The sequence below is a fragment of the Neoroseomonas alkaliterrae genome (assembly GCF_014199195.1).
In the GTDB taxonomy this organism is placed as follows: Bacteria; Pseudomonadota; Alphaproteobacteria; order Acetobacterales; family Acetobacteraceae; genus Neoroseomonas; species Neoroseomonas alkaliterrae.
In genome coordinates, this window is the sequence record NZ_JACIJE010000007.1 from 194,306 (window position 1) to 216,839 (window position 22,534).

A 22,534-nucleotide genomic window follows, 5' to 3' on the forward strand; every position below is an offset into this window, starting at 1 on the left:
ACCGGGCCCGCCATGAACCTGATCGCCGACCGCCTGAACCGGATCTCCCCCTCGCTGACCATCGCCATGACGGCGAAGGCGCGCGCGCTGAAGGCCGCGGGCAAGGACGTGATCGGCCTCTCCTCCGGCGAGCCCGACTTCGACACCCCCCGCAACGTCAAGGACGCTGCCATCGCGGCGATCGAGCGCGGCGAGACCAAGTACACCGACGTCGCCGGCACGCTCGCGCTGCGCAAGGCGGTGTGCGAGAAGTTCAAGCGCGACCACGGCATCGACTACACGCCCGAGGAGATCATCGTCGCCACCGGTGGCAAGCAGGTAATCTTCGACGCGCTGGTCGCCACCATCAATCCGGGCGACGAGGCGATCATCCCCGCCCCCTGCTGGGTCTCCTACCCGGACATCGTGCAGCTCGCCGAGGGCACGCCGGTGATCGTGCAGTGCGGCCAGAATGCCGGCTTCAAGATGACCCCCGAGCAGCTCGAGGCCGCGATCACGCCCAGGACGAAGTGGCTGATCCTGAACAACCCCTGCAACCCGACCGGTGCGGCCTACAACGCCGAGGAGCTGAAGAAGCTCACCGACGTGCTGATGCGGCACCCCCATGTCTGGGTCTTCACTGACGACATCTACGAGAAGCTCGCCTATGACGGCTTCAAGCCGGCGACGATCCTCGAGGTCGAGCCGCGGCTGCGCGACCGCACCGTGACGATGAACGGCTGCTCCAAGGCCTATGCGATGACGGGCTGGCGCATCGGCTTCGCCGGCGCGCCGGCGCATCTGATCAAGGCGATGGACAAGCTGCAGGGGCAGTCCACCTCCAATACCTGTTCCATCTCCCAGGCCGCGGCGATCGAGGCGCTGACCGGCCCGCAGGACAGCATCGAGGAGATGCGCAAGGTCTACGAGCGCCGCCGCAACATGGTGGTGGACATGCTCAACCAGGCGCCGGGCATCCGCTGCCACAAGCCCGAGGGCGCCTTCTACGTCTTCCCCGACATGCGCGGCTGCATCGGCAAGACCACCGCGGGCGGCAAGAAGATCGAGACGGACGAGGACTTCACCATCGCCCTGCTCGAGGAAGCCGGCGTCGCCACGGTGCATGGCGCGGCCTTCCTCTCGCCCGGCCATTTCCGCATCTCCTACGCCACCTCGGACGAGGCGCTGCGCGAGGCCTGCACCCGCATCCAGAAGTTCTGCGCCGCGATGAAGTGAGGGCGGCGGCCTGCCTTAGACCGCGGCGCTGTGCCGCGCCGGGGCGGGCGCGAGATAGGCGTCGAAGCAGGCCGCGAAATGCCGCAGGAAGGGCCGCCCGGCCGGCGTCGCGGCCACCCGGCCCGCCTCCCGCCGGACGAGCCCGTCGCGTTCGAGTTCCGCAAGCCGCCCGGCCGCGCTCGCCAGCAGCTCGCGCGGCAGCGCGGCGGTGTCGAGCGCGGCGTCGCACATGATGCGCTCGATCGCCGCGGCGCGCAGGATGTCCTCCGCGCTCAGCGCACGGCCGCGCGCGACCGGCAGCCGCCCGGCCTCCACCGCCGCGAGCCAGGCGCGCTCATCCGCCGCGTTCTGCGCATAGCCCCGCGGCGTGCGCGAGATGGCGGAGGCGCCGAAGCCCAGCAGGAAGGGCGCCTGGTCCGTCGTATAGCCCTGGAAGTTGCGCCGCAGGCGGCCTTCCCGCGCCGCGCGCGCCATCGCATCCCCCGGCCGCGCGAAATGGTCGAGGCCGATCGCCACATAGCCCGCCTCCGTCAGCACCCGCGCCGCCGCCTCGGCCTGGCGCATCCTGAGCGCGGCGCCGGGCAGGTCCTCCGCGCGGATCGCCTTCTGGTGCGGCTTCATCCAGGGCACATGGGCATAGCCGAACACCGCGACCCGGTCGGCCCCGCAATCGGCGGCGAAGCGCGCCGAAGCCTCGACCTCGGCCACCTCCTGCCCCGGCAGGCCGTAGATCAGGTCCATGTTGATGTGCGCGATGCCGGCCCGGCGGAGGCCCGCCACCGCCGCCTCGACCTGCGCGGCGGGCTGCACGCGGCCGATCCGCTCCTGCACGGCGGGCGTGACATCCTGCACGCCGAGGCTCGCCCGGGTCAGGCCGAGCTCGGCGAGCGCCTCGATCATCCCCGGCGGCAGGGTCCGCGGGTCGAGTTCGGCGGCGATCTCCGCCCCCTCGCGGAAGGCGAAGAGGCCGCGCAGGGTGCGGACCAGGGAGCGCAGCCCCTCCGCGCCGAGCGCCGTCGGCGTGCCGCCGCCCAGATGCAGCGCCGCCACGCCGCCATGGCCGGGCAGCAGCCCGGCGGCCAGCGCCGCCTCCCGCTCCAGCGCCGCGCGGTAGCGCCCGATGCGGGCGGCGGAGCGCGTCACCGCCGTATGGCAGCCGCAATACCAGCAGAGCGCATGGCAGAAGGGGACATGGACGTAGAGCGAGAGCGTGTCCCGCTCCCCCGCCTCGGCCAGCCAGCCGGCGAGGGTCTCCGCGTCCAGCGGGCCGAAATGCGGCGCGGTCGGGTAGCTCGTGTAGCGCGGCAGCGGCATCGCGGCGAGCCGCGCGAGGGCGTCGCGCGAGGGCGGGGCGGCATCCTGCATGGCAACAGGTTGGGCCTGTGATCCGGCTCACGCCTTGCGCTCGCGCAAGTCTGGCCCCCCTTCCCGCGCCGGGCAAAGGCTGAAACGCTTCACCCGGCCGCACCGGACCCCGGGGGCGGCTGTTCCACCCGGCGAAGTTGCGCGGCTATGCTGCCGCCGGGGCAGAGGAGCAGTTCATGTCCGTCGAGCTCAGTCAGGAGCCGCGCCTGCTGGCGATCAGCACGTCGACCGACAAGACCTTCGTGCTGCGCCGGTTCGAGGCCGTGGAGGCGATATCGCGCCTCTTCCTCGTGCAGGCGGAAGTCCTTTCCCTCGACCATGGGGTGAAGGCGGCCGACGTCATCGGCCATACCGCGACGGTCAGCGTCGCCCGCGGCCTCGGCGAGCAGCCGCGCTACTTCAACGGCGTGATCTCCGCCTTCCGCCGGATCGGGCGGTTCGGGACGCGCTGGAGCGCCTACGGGATCGAGATCGTCCCCTCCTTCTGGCACCTCACGCGCAAGTCCAACTGCCGCGTGTTCCAGAACCAGTCGGTGCCGGCGATCGTGAAGAAGCTCGCCTCGGAAGGCGGGGCCGGCGTGCCCTCCTTCATGTCGGCGCCCGATACGCCGCGCAAGTACTGCATGCAGTACAACGAGACGGATTTCGACTTCTGCCAGCGGCTGATGGACGAGACCGGCTGCGGCTACTACTTCCTGCACGGGGAGAACGACCACACCATGCTGGTCGCCTCCTCCGCGGCCGATTTCCAGCCGATCTCGGCCGGTCCCTACAAGGTGATGTCGGGCACCAGCCACTGGGACGCGCTGACCGGATTCAGCCTGCGGACCGGGCAGCAGCCGGGCGCGGTGCGCACGGTGGACTACGACCAGATCAAGCCGTCCAACCTGCCCGATTCGACCACCACGACCATCCTCACCGAGGTGCAGAACGACGCCTCCTACGAGATGTTCGTCTGGCCCGGCGGGCAGCACACCAAGCCCGATGCCGATCCCTCCCTCTACATCATGCAGACCTTCGAGGCGGAGGCGGACATCGCGCGCGCGACCGGGCACGACCCGGCGCTGGTCGCAGGCTGCAAGATCGACGTGCAGCTCGACCCGAACGATCCGGCGACCAAGACCTTCATCCTGACGCGAGTGGTCCACAGCGGCTTCGACGAGACGCACATCACCGACGGCGCGGGGGCCGGCTATTCCTGCGCCATCACCATGATGCCGGACGACCGCCCCTTCCGCCCGCCCGCGCCGCGGCCGCGGCCGGTGGTGCCCGGCCTGCAATCCGCTGTGGTGGTGGGCCCGCGCGGCGAGGAGATCCTCACCGACAAGTACGGCCGGGTGAAGATCCGCTTCCTGTGGGACCGCCACTGGCCGAAGGACGAGACGGCCTGCGAGATCTGGGTCCGGGTCGCCCAGCCCTATGCGGGCAAGTGGGGCGGCGCCTTCTTCCTGCCGCGCATCGGGGACGAGGTGCTGGTCGGCTTCGTGGACGGCGACCCCGACAAGCCGATCATCGTCGGTTCGCTCTACAGCGACGACGCGCCCCCGCCGGGCTCCTTCCCGATGCCCTCGAAGAAGGAGCGCAGCGGCTTCCACACCCGTTCATCCAAGGGCGGCGGGGCGAACAACGCCAACATCCTCTATTTCGACGACAAGAAGGGCTCGGAGGAGGTCTATCTCCAGGCCGAGAAGAACATGAACGTCCTGGTCAAGAACGCCAGGACCGAGACGATCAATGTCGGCAATTTCGACGGCGACGACACCTACCTGCTCCGCAAGGGCGACAAGATCGTCTCCGTCGGCACGGCCGAGGACGGCGGCGATTTCTTCACGAACGTCACCAAGGGCGACTATGTCCGCATGGTCCAGGAAGGTGACGACTTCGTGGACATCGCGAAGGGCGATCGCCAGATCACCATCGGGGAAGGCGATCACTCGACCTTCGTCAGCAAGGGCGACCATGTCCTGGTCGTGAACCAGGGCGACAACGAGGTCATCGTCGAGCAGGGCGACCACATCGTGCAGGTCGACCAGGGCGATTCGACTCAGACCGTCTCGCTGGGCAACATCACGATCAATGCCGGCGCGGGCAAGATCGAGATGTCGGCCGGGCAGAGCATCGAGCTGAAGGTCGGCGCCTCGAGCGTGAAGATCGACCACAGCGGGGTGACGATCAAAGGCATGTCGGTCAAGATCGACGCGTCGCTGTCGTTCGAGGCGAAGGCCGGCCTGTCCGCCAAGGTCGGCGGCACCTTCACCAATGTCGAGGGCAACGCGATCACGACGATCAAGGGGGGCTTCGTGCTCATCAACTGATGACCCAGATCCCGCCCAAGCTCGCGGTGCCGCTGGAGCCCCTGCTCCCGCGGCTCGAACTCGACGGCGATGGCCTGGCCGCCATCGCCGGCGCCGATTCTGCGGCCCTGGCCGTCGAGCGCCTCGTCGCCGCCGGCCGCCTGCCGGATGCGATGAAGGTCTGCGCCCATGCCCTGCCGCGGCGCGAGGCCGTGTGGTGGGGCTGCATGTGCGCCCGCGCGGTGCCCGACGCCGCCCTGCCGGCGGCCGATGCTGCCGCGCTCGAGGCCGCCGAGGCCTGGGTCCGCCGCCCCGACGAGGCATCCCGCCGCGCCGCCGCCGCCGCCGCCGACAAGACCGGCTTCTCCACGCCCGAAGCCTGGGTGGCGAAGGCCGCCTTCTGGAGCGGCGGCTCCATGGCCGGGGAGGGCCAACCGATCGTCCCGCCGCCCGAGCACCTCACCGGCACGGCGGTGGCGGGCGCGGTGATGCTGGCCTCGGTCCGCCATACCCCCGTCCGGCAGAAGGAAAGGCTCGAGAAGTTCCTCGCCAGCGCGCGCGACATCGCCGGCGGCGGCGCCGGGCGCCTGCAGCCCGAGGATCCGCCCCCGCCGCCGCCCGCCCCGCAGGCCGCCGCCCCGCCGCTCACCGCCCCCCGCCCCGCGCCCGTCCCGAGGCCGGGGTGAGGCTCGCCGCGCCGCGCCCGGCCACAGGAATGCGCCGATGGAACTGACCCTGACGATGATCCGCTGCCCCGACAGCGTGGTGCCCGAACAGCGCCGCGTGCCCGGGGGCGACTACGTCATCGGCCGCGGGGCGGATGCGAACTGGGTGCTGCCGGACCCCGACCGGCTCCTCTCGAAGCACCATTGCGTCGTGGAGTTCCGCGGCGGCGGCTGGCAGGTGCGCGACCTCTCGACCAACGGCACCTTCGTCAACCACGCCACCGCCCCGGTCGGGCGCGACCAGGTGAAGATGCTCGAGGATGGCGACCGCCTGCGCCTCGGCCCCTACGAGATCGAGGTCCGCCTCGCCATGGCCGGGGGCCAGTCCGCCGGTTCCGCCTGGGCGGGCGGGATGCCCGGCGGGGCGCTGCCCGGCGTGGCGGGCGGCGGGGCCATCGGCGGCGGCTGGGACGCCGCGCCGCCCGCCTCCCCGGGCTGGGCCGCAGCACCGGCGCAGCCGCCCGCCGCCGGCTGGGGGCCGCCGCCCGAGCAGGCCTGGGGCGCGCCCCCGCCGCGCGACGAGCCCCTGCAGCCGCGCCTGCCGGGCGACCCCTTCCTCGGCGCGAAGCCGCCGGCGCCCGGCATGCCCGGCCTGCCCAGCGGCTCGGGCCTGCCGGCGGATTTCGACCCGCTGAACGAGGGGCCGGCGATGCCGGACCACCGTCCCTCGACCTCCGACGCCTTCCTGCCGCCCAGGCCGATGCAGCAGGTGCCGGTCATCCCCGACCAGTGGGATGTCGGCCCGACGCCGAGCACGCCCATGGCCGCGCCACCCCCGCCATCCGGCGGGGCCACGCGCATCCCGGACGACTGGAACATCGACCTCTCGCCGGCGCCCGCCCCGCCCACGCGCCCCGGCGCCGACCCCTTCGCCGCGCCGCCGCCGCGCCCCGGCGCCGACCCTTTCGCCGCGCCGCACCCGCCAGCCGCGCCACCGCTCCACGGCCCGCCGCACGGCGCCCCGCCCGCTGCCGATCCCTTCTCCAGCCCACCGGGCTTTGCCCCGCCGCCCCCGGCCGCGCCTCCAGGCGGCAGCCCCTACGCCAGCCCGCCCGGTTTCGCGCCGCCGCCCGTGGCCCCTGCGCCGGCCGCCGACCCCTTCGCGCAGCCGCCGCGCTTCCCGCCCGGCCCCGCCGCCCCGCCGCCGGGGCCGGACCCCTTCGCAAGCCCGGCCGGCCCGCCGCCGCACGGGCCGCCCCCGGCCGCTCCGCCCCGCGCCCCGGCGCCCGAGGCCTTCGCACCCCACCCGCCCGCCGGCGTGCCGCACGGCCGCGACGCCGATCCCTTCGCCGAGCCGCACCGGCCATCGCCCACGGTGGCCACGCCACCCCCCGTGGCCGCGCCCGAGGCGCCGCCCGCTCCCCGCGCGGCCGCCGCCCATGGCGGGGGCGAGTCCGGCCTCGCCGCCTTCCTCGCCGGCGCGGGGCTGCCGGCGCACCTCGCCGCCAACACCGACCCCGACGCCGCCCTGCGCGCGCTCGGCGCGGCCTTCCACGCGGCGATCTCCGGGCTGCGCCAGCTCCTGATCGCCCGCGCCGACGTGAAGCGCGAGTTCCGCATCGAGCAGACCATGCTCCGCTCGGCCGGCAACAACCCGGTGAAGTTCGCGGCCTCGGACGAGCAGGCGCTCGCCGCCCTGCTCTCCGCCGGCCCGCAGACCGGCCCGCGCGCCGTGCGCGAGACGGTCGAGGACCTGACCGCGCACCAGGTCGCCACACTCGCCGCCACCCAGGCCGCCGCGCGCGCCCTGCTCGCGCGCCTCGCCCCCGAGGGGATCGAGGCGCAGGAGGGCGGCGGCGGAGGCGGCCTCTTCGCCAGCAAGGACAAGCGGCTCTGGGAGGCCTACAAACGTCTCCACCAGCAGGTGACCGAGCAGTTCGACGACGATTTCGACAGCGCCTTCGGCAAGGAGTTCGCCCGCGCCTACGAACAGGCATCGCGGCGCGACCGATAAGGCCGAGGGGCAGGGGGGCAGGGCAGGGATGCTGTGGCACGACAAGGTGGTCTGGCAGGAGGGCATGTTCCTCCGCGCCCAGCACTTCCAGCAGCAGGACCGGCACTTCGAATGGATGCTGCAGGCGCGCGCCGCGCCGCTGCGCCCGCACCCCTGGGGCATCACCGAACTCTCCCTCGACCGCGACCTGCTCGCCGCCGGCAAGTTCGCCATCGCCTCGGCGACCGGCATCTTTGAGGATGGGACGCCTTTCTCGGTGCCCGGCCATGCCGACCAGCCGCCGCCGCTCGACCTGCCCGAGGGCACGCGCAACTGCGTGGTCTTCCTCGCCCTGCCGGTGCGCCAGCCGGGCAGCCCCGAGGTCGCCTTCACCGAAGGCCCTGACACCGCCGCCGCCCGCTACGGCATGCGCGGCTTCGAGGCCTTCGACACCCATTCGGACGCCACCGTGCCGGCCGAGCTGCAGGTCGGCCGCCCGCGCCTGCGCTTCATGCTCGAGACGGAGGAACGCGCGGGCTTCACCACCATCGGCCTGACGCGCGTGGTCGAGGTGCAGGCGGACCGCCGCGTGGTGGTGGATGAGCGCTTCATCCCGCCCTGCCTGCGCGTCTCGGCCACGCCGCCGCTGGCCAACCTGGTGGGGGAGCTGGTCGGCATGCTCGGCCAGCGGGCCGAGGCGCTGGGCGCGCGGCTTTCGCAGCCCGGCGCGCGCGGCGTCGCCGAGGTGGCGGATTTCCTGCTGCTGCAGGCCGTCAACCGCTGGCAGCCGCTGCTCGCCCACTGGGCCGATGCCGGGAATGTCCACCCGGAATCGCTCTATGCCGCGCTGGTGCAGCTCGCGGGGGAACTCGCCACCTTCACCGACCCCAGGCGGATGGCCGCGACCTACCCGGCCTACCGGCACGAGGACCTGCAGCGCTCCTTCGCCCCCGTGGTCGCCGACCTGCGGCGCAGCCTGTCCATGGTGCTCGAGACGAACGCGGTCGCGATCCCGCTGCAGGAACGCCAGTTCGGCGTGCGCGTCGGGCCCATCGTGGACCGCAACCTGCTGCGCGCGAGCCAGTTCGTGCTTTCGGTGCAGGCGGACATGCCGACCGAGCAGCTCCGCCGGATCTTCCCCAACCAGGTCAAGATCGGCGCGGTCGAGCACATCCGCGAGCTGGTCAATGTCGCGCTGCCCGGCATCCAGGTCCGCCCGCTGCCGGTGGCGCCGCGGCAGATCCCCTTCCACGCCTCGGCCGTCTATTTCGAGCTCGACCGCGGCAGCCCGCACTGGGCGCAGATGCAGAATTCCGGGGCCTTCGCCATCCATGTCTCCGGCGAGTTCCCGAACCTCAAGATGGAACTCTGGGCGATCCGGGGCTGAGCCCCGCCCTGACCCGAAGGACGCCGCGCCATGAGCGACAACCCCTTCGCCGAACCCAATGACAGCGACCGCACGGTCGTGCGTGGGCCGGGCGGGGCGCCGCCGCCCCGGCCGCAGCCCTCGCCGGGCTTCCCGCCGCCAGGCGCGTCCGGCGGCCCGGTCGGCGGCATGGGCGGGCTGCCCTCCGGCGCCGGCCCCGCGATGGGCGGCGCCGAGGCCGCCCCGCGCCTCGCCGGCGAGGCGGAGGCGATACCCAAGGTCGGCATCGGCCCGCTCGCCGCGGCCGCGCAGCCGCTGCTCGACCTGCTCGGCCGGCTCGCCAATGCCGGCATGACCGCCCCGCCGCAGGGCGGGGAGTTGCGCGAACGCGCGGTGCGCGCGCTGCGCCAGTTCGAGATCGACGCGCGCGATGCCGGCATCAGCGCCGAGCAGATCCGCGCCGCGCACTACATCCTGTGCGCGAGCCTCGACGACGTGGTGCTGTCCTATGCCTGGGGGCAGGGCAGCGTGTGGTCCGTGCAGTCCATGGTCGCGACCTTCCATCAGGAGGTGAAGTCGGGCGACCGCTTCTTCGACGTGCTGGCCGGGATGCAGAAGGACCCCGGGCGCTGGCGCGACGCGCTGGAGGTGACCTATCTCTGCCTCGCCCTCGGCTTCCAGGGGCGCTACCGGCTCTCGCCGCGCGGCGCCTCGGAGCTCGACCAGATCCGCACCGGGCTCTACCAGCTCCTGACGCAGGTGCGCCCGCCCTGGGAGCGCGAACTCTCGCCGCGCTGGCGCGGCGTGGACGCGCCGCATCGCGGGCCGCGGCGGGGCATCCCCGCCTGGGTTGCGGCCTGCGTCGCGGTCTTCGCCCTCGGCATGGGCTATGCCTGGCTCGCGAATGCGATGAACGAGGGCTCGGACGGGCTCTATGAACGCCTCGCGGCCCTGCCGCCGGGGCGCATCCCCGAGATCGAGCGCCAGGCGCCACCCCGCCCGCCCGCGCCGCCGCCCCCGCCGCCCGCCTACGTGCCGCCGCCCCCGCCCGACTTCCTCGTCACGCTGCGGGAGTTCCTCAAGCCCGAGATCGACCAGGGCCTGCTCACCGTGTTCGGCGACGGGCGCTCGGTGACCGTGCGCATCAAGGGGCGCGGCATGTTCGCCTCCGGCTCGGCCACGGTGGAGCCGCGCTTCGTGCCGATGCTCCAGCGCATCGGGGAGGGGCTGCGCACCGAGCCCGGCCGCGTGATGGTGATCGGCCATTCCGACAACCAGCCGATCCGCACGGTGCGCTTCCCGTCGAACTTCCATCTCTCCTCGGCCCGCGCCGAGGCGGCGGCCGCGATCATCGCCGCCGCCACCGGGGATTTGGGCCGCTTCACCGTCGAGGGCCGCGCCGATGCCGAGCCCATCGCCGACAACCGCACCGCCGAGGGCCGCGAGGAGAACCGGCGCATCGAGGTCGTGCTGCTGAGGGGGACGCGCTGACCATGCAGGTGCTGGAGGTCTTCCGTCCCTTCATGACCGGGCGGGCGCTCGCCGCGCTCATGGCGGTGATGCTGCTGCTGCCGATCGTCTGGCTGTTCGGGCCGATGATCGATATCGGCGGCTTCCGCCCGCTCGAGACCGAGATGCACCGCATGGCGGTGTGCGTCATCCTCTTCCTGGTGGTGCTGGCCGTGCTGTGGATCACGGGGCGGCGGCGCGCCAGGCGCGATGCGCTGCTGGTGGCCGGCATCGCCGCCCCCGACCCCGGCGCCGACCGCGCCGCGGAGGAGGAGGCCGAGATGCGCGAGCGGCTGACCGCCGCGCTCGACCGCCTCAAGGCCGCCTCCGGCCGGAAGGGCGGCTTCCTCTACGAGCAGCCCTGGTATGTCATCATCGGCCCGCCGGGCTCGGGCAAGACGACGGCGCTCGCCAATTCCGGCCTCGACTTCCCGCTCTCCGACGGCGGCAAGCTGCAGGGCGTGGGCGGCACGCGGCTGTGCGAATGGTGGCTGACGGATACCGCCGTGCTGATCGACACGGCCGGGCGCTACACCACCCAGGATTCCGACGCGGCCGCCGACAAGGCGGGCTGGGAGCGCTTCCTCGGCCTGCTCAAGAAGAACCGCCCGCGCCTGCCGCTCAACGGCGTGCTGGTGACCTTCGGCGTGGACATGATCTCCCGCCTTGGTCCGGCCGAGCGCGAGGGCCATGCGCGGGCCGTGCGCCGCCGCATCAAGGAACTGGAGGAGAAGCTCGGCCAGCGCCTGCCGGTCTATTTCATGGTCAGCAAGGCCGACCTGATCTCGGGCTTCATGGAGTTCTTCGACGACCTCGACAAGACGGGGCGCGAGCAGGTCTGGGGCGTCACCTTCCCGCTCGAGGGCGCGGGCGAGGCCGGCCACGCGGCGCGGTTCCCCGAGGAGTTCCAGGCCCTGCTCGGCCGGGTGAACGACCGCGTGATCGAGCGGCTGCAGAACGAGCGCGGCCCGCAGCAGCGCGCGGCGCTGCAGGGCTTCCCGGCGCAGTTCGTCTCGCTCGAGGCGCCGCTCTCGGCCTTCATCGCCGCGGCCTTCGGCGGCACACGGCTCGACCCCGCGCCGATGCTGCGCGGGGTCTATTTCACCTCGGGCACGCAGGAGGGCAGCCCGCTCGACCGGCTGGCCGGGGCGCTGTCGCGTTCCTTCGGACTCGATCCGCGCCGCCCCGCGGCGGTGATGCAGCAGAAGGGCCGCGCCTACTTCATCCACCGGCTGCTCAAGGACGTGGTGTTCAACGAGGCGCGGCTCGCCTCCAACGACCGCAAGGCCGACAAGCGCCGGCGCGTCGTCGCCATCGCGGCCTGGTCGCTCGCCGGCCTCGTCATCGCGGCCGGCGGCGCCTACGGCTACCTCGCCCATGCGCGCGAGCAGGCCCGCGCCGCGCGCCTCGCCGAGCAGATCGCCCGCGCCGAGCAGGCCGCCCAGGGCATTCCCTTCGACCGCATCACCGAGGCCGAGTTCCAGCGTGTCCTGCCCTATCTCGCCGCCGCGCGCGACCTGCCGCCCGCGGCGCGCGGGGAGGGCGCGGGGCTCGGCCTCAGCCAGGAGGAAAAGCTCGTCGCCGGCGCGAACGCGGCCTATCGCCGCGCGCTCGACCGCTCCTTCCTGCCGCGGCTGCTCGCGCGGCTGGAGTTCGTCATCCGCGGCTCCTTCCAGCGGCCCGACGAGCTCTACGACGCGACGCGCGCCTACCTGATGCTCGGCCAGGAAGGGCCGGTGGATGTCGAGGTCATCAAGGCCTGGTTCGCGCGGGACTGGCTGCGGACCTTCCCCGGCGCGGTGAACCAGCCGACGCGCGATGCGCTGATGGCCCATCTCGACGCGACGCTCGCGCGCAACTTCCACCGCTACCCGGTGGATGGCGCGCTGGTGGACGCGGCGCGGCGCATCTTCTCGCGCCTGCCGCTCGCCGAGCGCGTCTATTCCCGCCTGCAGACCGTGGCGGCCTCGGCGGGGCAGGGGATCCAGCCCTGGCGGCCGGCCGATGCGCTCGGCCAGGCGGGGCAGCGCTACTTCGTGCGCGCCTCCGGCCAGCCGCTGACCGAGGGCGTGCCCGGCTTCTACACGCTGGACGGGCTCTATCGCGGGCTGCTGCCGGTGCTCGGCCAGGCGGTGCGCGAGGGCGTGGCGGAGTACTGGGTGCTGGGCCAGGAGGGCGCCAATCTGGGCACGGACGACCCCGTGCAGCTGGAACAGCAGGTGCTGCGCCTCTACGCGCGGGAGTACGCGCGGCAGTGGCAGGCGCTGCTCGACGACCTCAACCTCACCCCGCTGCCACCGCAACTCGCGCAGCAGGCCGAGGCGCTGAACCTGCTCGGCGCGCCCAACTCGCCCATCAAGGACCTGCTGCGCGCCATTGCGCGGCAGGTGTCGGTGGGCACGCCGCCGCAGGGCTGGACGCGGCCGGGGGCGCAGCCGCGGCCCGCCGCCCAGGCCGGCCAGCCGGCCCAGCCGCCCGAGCCGACCGGCGCCGAGCCGGTGGCCGAGATCGTCGAGCCCATGTTCGAGGCGCTGCGCACCGCCGCTGGCCAGCCGCTCGACGACGTGCTGCGAATCGTCAACGACCTCTTCGTGCAGGTGCAGCGCCTCGCCACCGCGCCGCCGGGCACGCTGCCGCCGCCGGCCGCGGGGCTCGATCCCGGCCAGCGCCTTCAGGCCGAGGCCGCGCGCCAGCCCCAGCCGCTCCAGCGCTGGCTGAACGGCATGGTCACCGCCACCGCGGCGGCGCGGGGCGGCGGGGCGAAGGCCGCGCTCGCCGCGGCGGGGGCGCAGCAGCTCACGCCTTTCTGCCGCGGCGTCGAGCAGCGCTTCCCCTTCAACCCGAACGCCACGCAGGACATGCCGGTGGACGACTTCATCCGCCTGTTCGGGCCGGGCGGCGTGTTCGACCAGTTCTTCACCCAGAATGTGCGCCCCTATGTGGACACGACGAGCCTGCCCTGGCGGCCGGTGGCGACCGACGGGCTGCCGCCGCCGATCAGCGCGGCGGACCTGATGCAGTTCCAGCGTGCGCGCGCCATCCGCGACGCCTTCTTCCCCGGCGTCGCCTCGATCGGCCTGCGATTCGAGCTGGTGCCGCAGGGCATGGACCCGGGTGCGATGTCCGCCACGCTCGAGGCCGAGGGCACGCGCACCGAGATCACCCGCGGCGGGCCGTTCCGGCCCATCGCCCTGGCCTGGCCTGCGCGCGGCAACACCACGCTGACCTTCGACCCGCCCTCCACGGTCGGGCCGCTCGCCTATGACGGTGCGTGGTCGGCGCTGCGCCTCGTGATGCGGCGCGGCAGCACGCTCGCGCGCGGCCCCTCGCCGGAGCGGCTGCGCCTGCGCGTGCAGCAGGGCGACCGCGTGATCGACTTCGAACTGCGCGCGGGCAGCACGCAGCATCCCTTCGGCCTTGCGGAGCTTGGGGCCTTCCGATGCCCGACCCTCGCCCCCTGACGGGCCTCTACGGCAAGGTCCCGGCGCATGGCGATTTCGTGCGCCGCGGCCTGCCCACGAGCTTCGTCGGCCCCTGGGACGAGTGGCTGCAGCACGGCATGGCGGCGGCGCGGGAGCGGCTCGGGCCGCGCTGGGCCGAGGCCTGGGACGGCGCGCCCGCCTGGCGCTTCGCCCTGCCGGCCGGCGCTTGCGGGCCGGATGCGGTGGCGGGCGTGATGCTCGCGAGCGAGGACATGGTCGGCCGCCGCTTCCCGATCACCCTCGCCGCCCTGCTGCCGCCCGGCGCGCCGACGCCGGAGGAGGCGTGGTTCGCGGCGTTGGAGGCCGCTGCCATTGCCGGCCGGCGCGGCCGTGCCGATGCCGACGCGCTGCTCGCGGCCATTCCGCGCCCCGGCGATGCCGTGGTCGCGGCCCTGCCGCTGGATGACGGCGCGGCAGGGGCGGCGGAGACCGCCGCACCGGACCCGGCAGCCTGGGCCGCCGCCTGGGAGACCGTCGCGCCGGCGCCCGTGGGAGACGCCCCCGAAGCCACGCCGCAGGATGAGCCGGGCGACGTGCTGGCGCTGCTCGGTGGCGGCCCTCGCGCCTTGGGTGATGCCGCCCACCCTGCGCCCCTCCCTGGCGGATCGGAGCCGTCGGTCTCGGCGCCGGGCGGCGGGGACAGCGCGGATGTGCTGGCGTTGCTCGGCGCGGCGGACCCGCCGGCGGGCGATGCCGCGAATCCGGCAGGTCTGCCCGGCGGATCGGCGGCCGCCTTTCCTGCGCCGGGCGGCCATGACAGCGCGGATGTGCTGGCGCTGTTCGCGGGGGGCGGGGATCGCGCCGGGCCTGAGCGCGGGAACGCGGATTCCCCCAACAGCGCGGGCAACGCCGCAGGTCGTGCATCGGGGGGCGCCCCCGATCCCTGGGCGCCGGCCGCGCTGCCCGGTGCCATGGCCGGGGATCAGCCCGTGCCAGGCGATGCGGACGGCGGGGGCGCGGATGTCCTCGTGCTGCTGACGCGGGATGCGGGCTCGCGCCTCGCGGCCGGTGGCGATCCGCCGCCAAACACGCCCGGCGGCGTGCTCGCGCTGTCCGGCGACGGCGCCGATTCATCGGCGTCCGTCGCGGCCATGCAGGATCCGCTTTCGGCGGCCGGCGGCACGCTCCCCTTCCTGGCCGGCGAGGGATCCGCCGCCGCATCCGGGCCGGCGCCGGCGCCCTCCGCCCCGCTGATGCCGCGCGGTGATCCGGCGCCTTCCGCGCCGCCGGGCGGCGGGTGGTGGACGCGGGGCGCGGCGCGCGTGCCGGCCTGCGTGCGCGCCATCCCCCGCCTTCCGCCCGCCTCCGACTTCGTCAGCCTGCTGGAAGCCGACGCATGACCTGGCGCCTCCTCTCCCATGCCGCCACCCATGCCGGCGCCGTGCGGCCCCGCAACGAGGATGCGCTGCTCGACAGGGCGGATATCGGCCTCTGGGTCGTCGCCGACGGGGCGGGGGGGCATGGCGCGGGGGATGTGGCCTCGGCGGCCATCGTGGATGCGATGCGCGCCGTGCCGGCCGGCCTCTCTGCGGCGGAACTGCTGGCGCAGGTGCGGCTGCGCCTGGCCGCCGTCCACCGCGAACTGCAGGAGGAGGCGGCGCAGCGCGGGCCGGGGCGCATCCTCGCCTCCACCGTCGTGATCATGCTCGCGCGCGGGGACCATTTCGCCATGCTCTGGGCGGGCGATTCGCGCGCCTATCTGCTGCGCGCCGGCACGCTGACGCGCGTGACGCGCGACCACAGCCTGGTGCAGGAACTCGTGGACCAGGGCGCGTTGCGCGAGGAGGAGGCCGAGAGCCACCCCCAGGCCAATGTCATCACCCGCGCGGTCGGCGCCCAGGGCGAGCTCGAACTCGACAAGGTCTCGGGCCGCATCGTCGAGGGCGACCGCTTCCTCCTCTGCACCGACGGCCTGTTCAAGACCATGAGCGAGGAGGAGATCGCCGCCATGCTCGGCGCCGGCGCCGATGCCGAGGCGATCGTGATGGCCGCGGTCGCGCGCGGCGCGCGGGACAATGTGAGCGCGATCGGCGTGGATTGCCGCGCCTGACGCGCCCCGGCCGCATCCGGCCTTCATGCGCCGGGCGTGTTGGCGATGCGGTGTGCGGGTGACGCGGCCGCGAGCGCCGCGTGCATGCAAGGTGAGGAATCCGCCGCCCACGTCTCGCGCGGCAGGTCGGCCGTCCGCGCAGGGCGTGAGGGCAGGATCACGGGTCTTTCGCCCGCAGGCATCAGGAGCGCAGGCGTCTTGCGCGGCCCCGCCCCGACCGGGCGGGATGCGCGCCATTCACGCCAGGACGTTCGTCGGCACGCTGTAGGTCACGATGTCCTGCGCGCCGGTGAGCCTGTTGCCCACATTCGTCACGCCGATCGTGACCTCCTTGTAGAGGAAGGCGATCTCCTCGACCGGCTTGGCGCCCTCGGAGACGGCGCTAATCGAGATGATGCGCGCGAGACGGAACGCGGCCGAGAAATAGGACACCGGCTTGCCCGCGCCGGTGCGCAGCCACTCGAACTTCACCTCGTCGAATTCGCGTCTTGTGAACATCTGCTGCCAGAGGGAGGCGCTGTGCCCGTCAGCCAGCCGCCGCACCGCGATGTTGCGCAACTGCGGCGCGGAAACCTTCGTCTCCCCGCGTGTGCCGCGCGCGGCCTGCGAGCGCAGCGTGCGCGACCCGCCCCAGGTGAAGCCGGCGGTGACGTGCCACTTCTTGTAGCCGTCGATGTCGCATTCGCCGGGAATGCCCGGCAGGAACATCACGAGCGCCATGGTGGTTCCTCCGAGTGCCCCCGCGTCAGCCCTGGTTCACGATGGTGTAGGAGACCTGGTTGCGCTGGCTTGCCCCCTCGAAGCTGAAGGAGCGCACATCCATCGCGCCGTACTGGATGGTGTAGGTCTCGGTGCTCCGCTCGCCGTCGTGGTTGGCGATGCCGAAATCGACGATGCCGCAATTCTCGAGCTCGAGGCGCAGATACTCGTCCGGCTTGCCGCCGCTGCCCGTCCGGATGAAGACGATCACCGCGCTGTTCCTGAAATCCCCGAGGATCGCCTGACGCAACAGGCCGGTGGAGGAGGAGTCGGTGACCTTGGTGATGACGACGGGCGAGGCATCGGCCGCGTCCGACACGCCGTCGGCGGAGCGCGCCCCGTAGTTGATGCTGCCGGACCATTGGCAGGACAGGAGCCTGATCCAGCCACCGCTCGCCGGGGATTTGCTGATCTGGCCGGGCGCCTGCGCGTCGCCGGGCAGGCTGCCGAAGCACATGAACACCGAGCCGGCGTCGCTGCCTTGCGCCATGGGTGCGGCCCTCGGATGGCTCGGCCGCTAAGCGCATGCCGCCCGGAGCGTTCCGGACGGCATGGCCGGGCCTTGGTGGTGCACGAAAGCCGGGGCGCGGCCGATCAGGTGACCGGCCCGGTGCCCTTCGACTCGCCGATGTTCCAGTAGGCGTTCGAGGGCGAGCCGGTGAAGTCGTTGCCCACCGGATTGTAGTGGATCGTGCACTTGTTGAAGTTCAGGTGCAGCGTCTCCTCGGGGCGGGAGTCCTGGCCGCCGGTCGCCTTGAAGTTCAGCCCGGCGATGGTGGTGTCCTCGAGCTCGAACTTCAGGTAGTACTCGTTCTTGGTGCCGCCGGTGCGGACGAAGGCGATCTCGGCCTTCTTGTTCATCATGCCGCTGCAGGCTTCCTGGAAGAACTTGACCGTCGTGTTGTCGGTCTTCTTGCGCAGCACGACCTCGCTGAGGCTGACCGTGCCGCCCTCGCGGGTGGACTGGGTGCCGGCGGTGATGCGGCGGCCGAGGCCGAAGTCGAAGGAGTTGACCTCCATGTACTTCTCGTACCCGGTGACCTTGCTCTCGCCGTCGATCGACTGGTACTTGAACATGATCGGCATCTGCGTTGTCCCTCTCTCGTCCTGCCCCACTGCCGCCGGCCCTATGCCGCGGCCCAGTGCCTTTTCTATACCTCAGGCGACGTCGTACCGGAACGACCCGTCGTCGTTCATGCCCACCTTCACCTGAAGGATTTCATGCCCGTCCGCGAGGCGCGCGAGGATGCGCGCCGAGAGCTCGGGCAGCACGGTGCGGCTGAGGATGTTGTCGATGTTGCGCGCACCGGAGGAAACCTCCTTGCAGCGCTCGACGATCGCATCCACCACCGCGTCGTCCACCTGCAGCGGCACGTTGTAGGCTTCCTTGAGCCGCCGCCCGATGCTGCGCAGCTTGAGCCCGGTGATCTTCTTCAGGATCTCGGGCGGCAGCGGATAGTAGATGACGACATTGCAGCGCCCGAGGAAGGCGGGCTTGAAGACCTTCAGCAGGTCCGGCATCAGCGCCTCGCGCAGCTCGTTCGGCTCGGGCGCGAGCTCGGGGTCGGCGCAGAGCTTGTCGATCGTCTCCGTCCCGGCGTTCGAGGTCATGATGATGACGGTGTTGCGGAAGTCGATGTCGCGCCCCTCGCCGTCCTTCATCTGGCCCTTGTCGAAGACCTGGAAGAACACGTCCTGCACGCCGGGATGGGCCTTCTCCATCTCGTCCAGCAGGATGACGCTGTAGGGGCGCCGGCGCACCGCCTCGGTCAGCACGCCACCCTCGCCATAGCCGACATAGCCGGGCGGGCTGCCCATGAGCAGGGAGACCTTATGCTCCTCCTTGAACTCGCTCATGTTGATGGTGGTCATGTTCTGCTCGCCGCCATAGAGCAGGTCGGCCACCGCCAGCGCCGTCTCGGTCTTGCCCACGCCGGAGGTGCCGGCCATCAGGAAGACGCCGATCGGCTTGCGCGGGTCGGTCAGCCCGGCGCGCGAGGTGCGGATCGCCTGCGCGATCGCGTCCAGCGCATGGTCCTGGCCGACCACGCGCTCCATCAGATGCTCCTTGAGCTTGAGGACGGTATGGATCTCGTCCGAGACCATCCGCCCGACCGGGATGCCGGTCCAGGTGCCGACCACATCGGCCACCGCCTGGCCGTCCACCACCGGGAAGACCAGCGGCTCCTCGCCCTGCAGCTTGTGCAGCGCCTCCGACGCCTCGGCGAGTTCCTTCTTCAGCGCCTCGGTGTCCACCGTCTCGGCGGGCTGTCCTTCGGGGCCAGGCATCGGCACCGCGGCGGCCTCGATCTGGTGGCGGAGGTCGCGCATCTTCGCGACGAGTGCCTTCTCCTCCTCCCAGCGGTTCATCACCTCCTCGAGCTCGGCGGAGACCTTGGCGTGCTCCTGCTCGAGCGCGACGCGCCGCGCGGTGTGGTCGGCGCCCGTGGCCTCCTCGCGCCGGATGGCGGCGAGCTCGGTGTCGATCAGCGAGAGCCGCCGCTGGCGGTCCTCGACCGGGGCGGGGATCGCGGCCTGGGACATGCCGACGCGCGCGCAGGCCGTGTCGAGCAGGCTCACGCCCTTGTCGGGCAGCTGGCGGGCGGGGATGTAGCGCGCCGAGAGCTTGACGGCCTGGGTGATCGCCTCGTCGAGGATGCGCACGCCGTGATGCTTCTCGAGCGTGCCGACCAGGCCGCGCAGCATCGCCGCGGCCAGCGCCTCGGACGGCTCCTCGACCTTCACCACCTGGAAGCGGCGGGTCAGCGCGGCGTCCTTCTCGAAATACTTCTTGTATTCGGCCCAGGTGGTCGCCGCGATGCAACGCAGCTCGCCGCGCGCCAGCGCCGGCTTCAACAGGTTGGCCGCATCGTTCTGCCCGGCCGCGCCGCCCGCGCCGATCAGCGTGTGCGCCTCGTCGATGAACATGATGATGGGCGTGGGCGAGGCCTTCACCGCGTCGATCACGCCCTTGAGGCGGTTTTCGAACTCGCCCTTCACGCCGGCGCCCGCCTGCAGCAGGCCCATGTCGAGCGAATAGAGCTTCACGCCCTTCAGCGCATCCGGCACGTCGCCCGCGGCGATGCGCAGCGCGAGGCCCTCGACCACCGCGGTCTTGCCCACGCCCGCCTCGCCGGTGAGGATCGGGTTGTTCTGCCGGCGCCGGGTCAGGATATCCACCATCTGGCGGATCTCGCCGTCGCGGCCGAGGATCGGGTCGATCTTGCCGGCCTTCGCCTGCGCCACGAGCTCGGTGCAGTACTGCTCGAGCGGCCCGCCCGAGCGCGGCGCCTCGCCGGCCGGGGCGGCGCCGGGGGTGCCTGCGGCGGGCTCGGCGGCGGCCTCCGCGGCCTCCTCGCTGCCCTCGGCCAGCTCGCCGAGGTTGCGCCGCACCGCATCGGCCGGCAGCGCGAGCAGGGAGGGCGCGCTCTCCTTCACCGTGCGGCCGAGCGTCTCGTCGTTCAGCAGCACCGCGAGCAGGTGGCCGGAGCGGATCCGGTTGCTGCCGCTCTCGAGGCTCGTCAGCAGCCAGGCCTCGCGCAGCCAGGAGACGATGTCGGGCGAGAGGGATGGCGCGCGCGCATTGCCGGTCTTGAAGCGGTCGAGGGCGCGGGTGAGCTCGTTCGCCACGCGCCCGGCATCCACTCCGCCCTTGCGCAGCACCGCCGCCACGTCCGAGCCGCTGGTCTCGACCAGCTTGAGCAGCACGTGCTCAACCTCGACATTGTAGTGCGTGCGCGAGAGGGTCAGCCCCGCCGCCGCCTCGAGCTGGCGGCGGGTGAGCGCGTTCATCCGCCCGACGAGGGATTTCAGGTCGATCGCCACCATGCCGGACGTGCCTCGTGCTTTATGATGAAATGCGCCTTGCGCGGGCGGTCCACCCGATCCGCGGGCCAAACGGTAAGGGGGCGCGCGAACCAAGTCCAGCATGCTAGCGTGGCGCTCCGCGACACGCGCCGCGGGGTGTAAGCGGCGTCACACGGGGGATTCAGCATGGGTGAAGGCGTGATCGATCTCGAGGCCTTGCTGGCGCCGCTGGCCACCGGGGATGGCGGCGGCGAGGACCTGCGGCCCGACTATTCGCCGACCTCGCTCTACCAGCGCATCCGCACCCAGCGGAACGACGCCCGCGCCGGCGAGCGCGCGATGGATGGCGGCGACCCCGAGGCGAATCCCGCCGCGATCGCGACCGCCTGGCGGGAGGTGAAGAAGCTCGGCATCGAGGCGCTCTCGGGCAAATCCAAGGATTTCGAGATCGCCGCCTGGATGGCCGAGGCGCTGGTCCGCGTGGACGGGCTCGCCGGCCTTGCCGATGCTGCCGAGCTGATCGCCGGCCTGTGCAACGGCTTCTGGGAGACCGGCTTCCCGCGCCTTGACGACGAGGACGGGCTCGATGGCCGCGGCGCGCCCCTCGGCGGCCTGTCGGGGGAGGGGGCGGACGGGACGGTCATGGGCCCGATCCGCCGCTATCCGCTGTTCCTGCGCCCCGACGGGACGGAGTGCGACCTGTTCACCTGGCAGCGCGCCGAGGAGACGGCCGCGATCGCCGACGCCGAGCGCCGCAACGCCCGCCTGCAATCGGGCATCCCGGATTTCGACGCGCTGCAGAACGAGGCCCGGGCCGCGGTGCCCTCGCTGCGCGCCGCGGGGGCGGCGGCGAGCAAGGCGCTGGCGACCTGGACCGCGATGGATGCCGCCATCACCGCGCGCTTCGGCGGCGATGCGCCCTCCACCCGGCGCGTCTCGGAGGCCTTGCAGGCCATCATCGACATCAGCACGCGCATCGCCGGGGCCCCGGCCGAGTCCGCAGGCGCCGAGGAGGCGCAGGCCGGCACCGACGCGCCCGCCACCGCGGCCGCGGGTGGCGGCGGGGCCGCCGCGCCCGCGCCGCGCGCGGCCCGCACGCGGGAGGACGTGATCCGCCAGCTCGAGGAGATCGCCGAGTATTTCCGCAAGACCGAGCCGCACTCCCCGCTCGCCTTCACCCTGCAGGACGCGGCGCGGCGGGCGCGCATGCCGCTGACCGATCTGCTCGCCGAGGTGCTGCCCGACCCCTCGACGCGGCGTCAGTTGCTGACGACCCTCGGCATCCACGTCCCGGAAGGCGAATAGGCGGCCGGCGCGGCGCGCGGGCGAGGGGGGCTGGGCGGACCCGCCCGGCCCGGCGCGGATTCTCGGAGCGGAATCGGTCCGTTCGCGCTAATCTGATCGGGCGCGAGCACGGGCGCCGGTGTGATCCGGATGCGTTGACCCGGATCAGGCTGGGTGCGTAATCTTCGTGCGAACCGAAACCCTTGGGGCACGGACCTCGCCCGCAGGAGGAAGCTTCATGAGCAGCGTGCACGACAAGCTCGCGCGGGTCCGCAAGCCGCGCGTCCACATCACCTACGAGGTCGAGACCGAAGGCGCGCAGATCGAGCGCGAACTGCCCTTCGTGATGGGCATCATGGGCGACTTCGCCGGCGACCCGAGCGAGCCGCTGCGGCCGCTCGCCGAGCGGAAGTTCGTCCAGATCGACCGCGACAACTTCAACGACGTCATGGCGCGCATCCAGCCCGGGCTGAACATCCGGGTGAAGAACACGCTCGCCGGCGACGACAGCGAGATGGCGGTCAGCCTCAAGTTCCGCTCCATCGAGGATTTCGAGCCCGCCCGGGTGGCCGAGCAGGTGCCGGCGCTGAAGGCGATGCTCGAGACGCGCGCCAAGCTGCGCGACCTGATGTCCAAGGTGGACCGTTCCGACGAGCTCGAGGGGCTGCTCGAGCAGGTCCTGCAGGACAAGGAAAAGCTGGACAAGCTGTCGGCCGAGCTCGGCCTCGACAAGAAGGAGGGCTGA

General features: G+C 72.6%; 16 protein-coding genes. 11 read left to right on the forward strand and 5 right to left on the reverse strand.

Features of this window, described 5'->3' with window-relative positions:
- Positions 1 to 12: 12 nt before the first annotated feature.
- On the forward strand, positions 13 to 1,215 hold the full coding sequence (locus tag FHS88_RS13665) for a pyridoxal phosphate-dependent aminotransferase (protein WP_184485571.1): 1,203 nt from the start codon (positions 13 to 15) through the stop codon (positions 1,213 to 1,215).
- Positions 1,216 to 1,230: 15 nt separating this feature from the next.
- Here FHS88_RS13665 and hemN read toward each other — a convergent pair whose 3' ends face one another.
- On the reverse strand, positions 1,231 to 2,580 hold the full coding sequence (hemN, locus tag FHS88_RS13670) for an oxygen-independent coproporphyrinogen III oxidase (protein WP_184485574.1): 1,350 nt from the start codon (positions 2,578 to 2,580) through the stop codon (positions 1,231 to 1,233).
- A 176-nt stretch (positions 2,581 to 2,756) separates the two neighbouring features.
- Here hemN and FHS88_RS13675 point away from each other — a divergent pair, with 176 nt between their 5' ends.
- The 8 genes from FHS88_RS13675 to FHS88_RS13710 are packed head-to-tail and all read left to right on the forward strand — an operon-like array spanning position 2,757 to position 15,939.
- The gene (locus FHS88_RS13675; RefSeq protein WP_184485576.1) at positions 2,757 to 4,895 is read left to right on the forward strand and encodes a type VI secretion system Vgr family protein; all 2,139 of its coding nucleotides are present in this window, start codon (positions 2,757 to 2,759) and stop codon (positions 4,893 to 4,895) included.
- Positions 4,895 to 5,560, forward strand: coding sequence for a DUF6931 family protein (locus FHS88_RS13680; RefSeq protein WP_184485578.1), 666 nt, complete (start codon positions 4,895 to 4,897; stop codon positions 5,558 to 5,560). The genes FHS88_RS13675 and FHS88_RS13680 overlap by 1 nt, the downstream gene beginning before the upstream one ends.
- Before the next feature lie 37 nt (positions 5,561 to 5,597).
- Positions 5,598 to 7,553: a type VI secretion system-associated FHA domain protein TagH gene (tagH, locus tag FHS88_RS21105; RefSeq protein ID WP_184485580.1), complete on the forward strand. Its 1,956-nt coding sequence runs from the start codon at positions 5,598 to 5,600 to the stop codon at positions 7,551 to 7,553.
- 28 nt (positions 7,554 to 7,581) lie between these two features.
- Positions 7,582 to 8,919 carry a type VI secretion system baseplate subunit TssK gene (tssK, locus tag FHS88_RS13690; protein WP_184485582.1) on the forward strand — a complete coding sequence of 446 codons (1,338 nt, stop codon included), beginning with the start codon at positions 7,582 to 7,584 and terminating at the stop codon, positions 8,917 to 8,919.
- A 30-nt stretch (positions 8,920 to 8,949) separates the two neighbouring features.
- Complete coding sequence (gene tssL, locus FHS88_RS13695; RefSeq protein ID WP_184485585.1) at positions 8,950 to 10,389, forward strand: type VI secretion system protein TssL, long form; 1,440 nt, start codon at positions 8,950 to 8,952, stop codon at positions 10,387 to 10,389.
- A gap of 2 nt (positions 10,390 to 10,391) precedes the next feature.
- Positions 10,392 to 13,868, forward strand: coding sequence for a type VI secretion system membrane subunit TssM (gene tssM / locus FHS88_RS13700; protein ID WP_184485587.1), 3,477 nt, complete (start codon positions 10,392 to 10,394; stop codon positions 13,866 to 13,868).
- Positions 13,847 to 15,229 (forward strand): type VI secretion system-associated protein TagF, encoded by a 1,383-nt coding sequence (tagF, locus tag FHS88_RS13705; RefSeq protein WP_184485589.1) that lies wholly within the window; start codon positions 13,847 to 13,849, stop codon positions 15,227 to 15,229. Before tssM ends, tagF begins: the two co-directional genes overlap by 22 nt.
- A complete protein-coding gene (locus tag FHS88_RS13710) occupies positions 15,226 to 15,939 on the forward strand; it encodes a PP2C family protein-serine/threonine phosphatase (protein ID WP_184485591.1) in 714 nt (237 codons plus the stop codon). Before tagF ends, FHS88_RS13710 begins: the two co-directional genes overlap by 4 nt.
- Before the next feature lie 237 nt (positions 15,940 to 16,176).
- Here FHS88_RS13710 and FHS88_RS13715 read toward each other — a convergent pair whose 3' ends face one another.
- From FHS88_RS13715 to tssH, 4 genes are all read right to left on the reverse strand, one after another.
- Positions 16,177 to 16,659 (reverse strand): type VI secretion system tube protein Hcp, encoded by a 483-nt coding sequence (locus tag FHS88_RS13715; protein ID WP_184485593.1) that lies wholly within the window; start codon positions 16,657 to 16,659, stop codon positions 16,177 to 16,179.
- Positions 16,660 to 16,684: 25 nt separating this feature from the next.
- Positions 16,685 to 17,188, reverse strand: coding sequence for a type VI secretion system tube protein Hcp (locus FHS88_RS13720; RefSeq protein ID WP_184485595.1), 504 nt, complete (start codon positions 17,186 to 17,188; stop codon positions 16,685 to 16,687).
- Positions 17,189 to 17,292: 104 nt separating this feature from the next.
- Positions 17,293 to 17,784 carry an Hcp family type VI secretion system effector gene (locus FHS88_RS13725; RefSeq protein WP_184485597.1) on the reverse strand — a complete coding sequence of 164 codons (492 nt, stop codon included), beginning with the start codon at positions 17,782 to 17,784 and terminating at the stop codon, positions 17,293 to 17,295.
- Positions 17,785 to 17,856: 72 nt separating this feature from the next.
- On the reverse strand, positions 17,857 to 20,526 hold the full coding sequence (tssH, locus tag FHS88_RS13730; RefSeq protein ID WP_184485599.1) for a type VI secretion system ATPase TssH: 2,670 nt from the start codon (positions 20,524 to 20,526) through the stop codon (positions 17,857 to 17,859).
- A 165-nt stretch (positions 20,527 to 20,691) separates the two neighbouring features.
- On the opposite strand from tssH, the gene tssA reads away from it, so the two are divergent.
- Positions 20,692 to 21,810 (forward strand): type VI secretion system protein TssA, encoded by a 1,119-nt coding sequence (gene tssA / locus FHS88_RS13735; RefSeq protein WP_184485601.1) that lies wholly within the window; start codon positions 20,692 to 20,694, stop codon positions 21,808 to 21,810.
- Positions 21,811 to 22,027: 217 nt separating this feature from the next.
- Complete coding sequence (gene tssB / locus FHS88_RS13740; RefSeq protein ID WP_184485603.1) at positions 22,028 to 22,534, forward strand: type VI secretion system contractile sheath small subunit; 507 nt, start codon at positions 22,028 to 22,030, stop codon at positions 22,532 to 22,534.

Excerpts from the sequence above, each read along its gene's own strand:
- FHS88_RS13665 (WP_184485571.1), top strand. The coding sequence starts at position 13 with ATGAACCTGATCGCCGACCGCCTGAACCGGATCTCCCCCTCGCTGACC.
- hemN (WP_184485574.1), bottom strand. The coding sequence starts at position 2,580 with ATGCAGGATGCCGCCCCGCCCTCGCGCGACGCCCTCGCGCGGCTCGCC.
- FHS88_RS13675 (WP_184485576.1), top strand. The coding sequence starts at position 2,757 with ATGTCCGTCGAGCTCAGTCAGGAGCCGCGCCTGCTGGCGATCAGCACG.
- FHS88_RS13680 (WP_184485578.1), top strand. The coding sequence starts at position 4,895 with ATGACCCAGATCCCGCCCAAGCTCGCGGTGCCGCTGGAGCCCCTGCTC.
- tagH (WP_184485580.1), top strand. The coding sequence starts at position 5,598 with ATGGAACTGACCCTGACGATGATCCGCTGCCCCGACAGCGTGGTGCCC.
- tssK (WP_184485582.1), top strand. The coding sequence starts at position 7,582 with ATGCTGTGGCACGACAAGGTGGTCTGGCAGGAGGGCATGTTCCTCCGC.
- tssL (WP_184485585.1), top strand. The coding sequence starts at position 8,950 with ATGAGCGACAACCCCTTCGCCGAACCCAATGACAGCGACCGCACGGTC.
- tssM (WP_184485587.1), top strand. The coding sequence starts at position 10,392 with ATGCAGGTGCTGGAGGTCTTCCGTCCCTTCATGACCGGGCGGGCGCTC.
- tagF (WP_184485589.1), top strand. The coding sequence starts at position 13,847 with ATGCCCGACCCTCGCCCCCTGACGGGCCTCTACGGCAAGGTCCCGGCG.
- FHS88_RS13710 (WP_184485591.1), top strand. The coding sequence starts at position 15,226 with ATGACCTGGCGCCTCCTCTCCCATGCCGCCACCCATGCCGGCGCCGTG.
- FHS88_RS13715 (WP_184485593.1), bottom strand. The coding sequence starts at position 16,659 with ATGGCGCTCGTGATGTTCCTGCCGGGCATTCCCGGCGAATGCGACATC.
- FHS88_RS13720 (WP_184485595.1), bottom strand. The coding sequence starts at position 17,188 with ATGGCGCAAGGCAGCGACGCCGGCTCGGTGTTCATGTGCTTCGGCAGC.
- FHS88_RS13725 (WP_184485597.1), bottom strand. The coding sequence starts at position 17,784 with ATGCCGATCATGTTCAAGTACCAGTCGATCGACGGCGAGAGCAAGGTC.
- tssH (WP_184485599.1), bottom strand. The coding sequence starts at position 20,526 with ATGGTGGCGATCGACCTGAAATCCCTCGTCGGGCGGATGAACGCGCTC.
- tssA (WP_184485601.1), top strand. The coding sequence starts at position 20,692 with ATGGGTGAAGGCGTGATCGATCTCGAGGCCTTGCTGGCGCCGCTGGCC.
- tssB (WP_184485603.1), top strand. The coding sequence starts at position 22,028 with ATGAGCAGCGTGCACGACAAGCTCGCGCGGGTCCGCAAGCCGCGCGTC.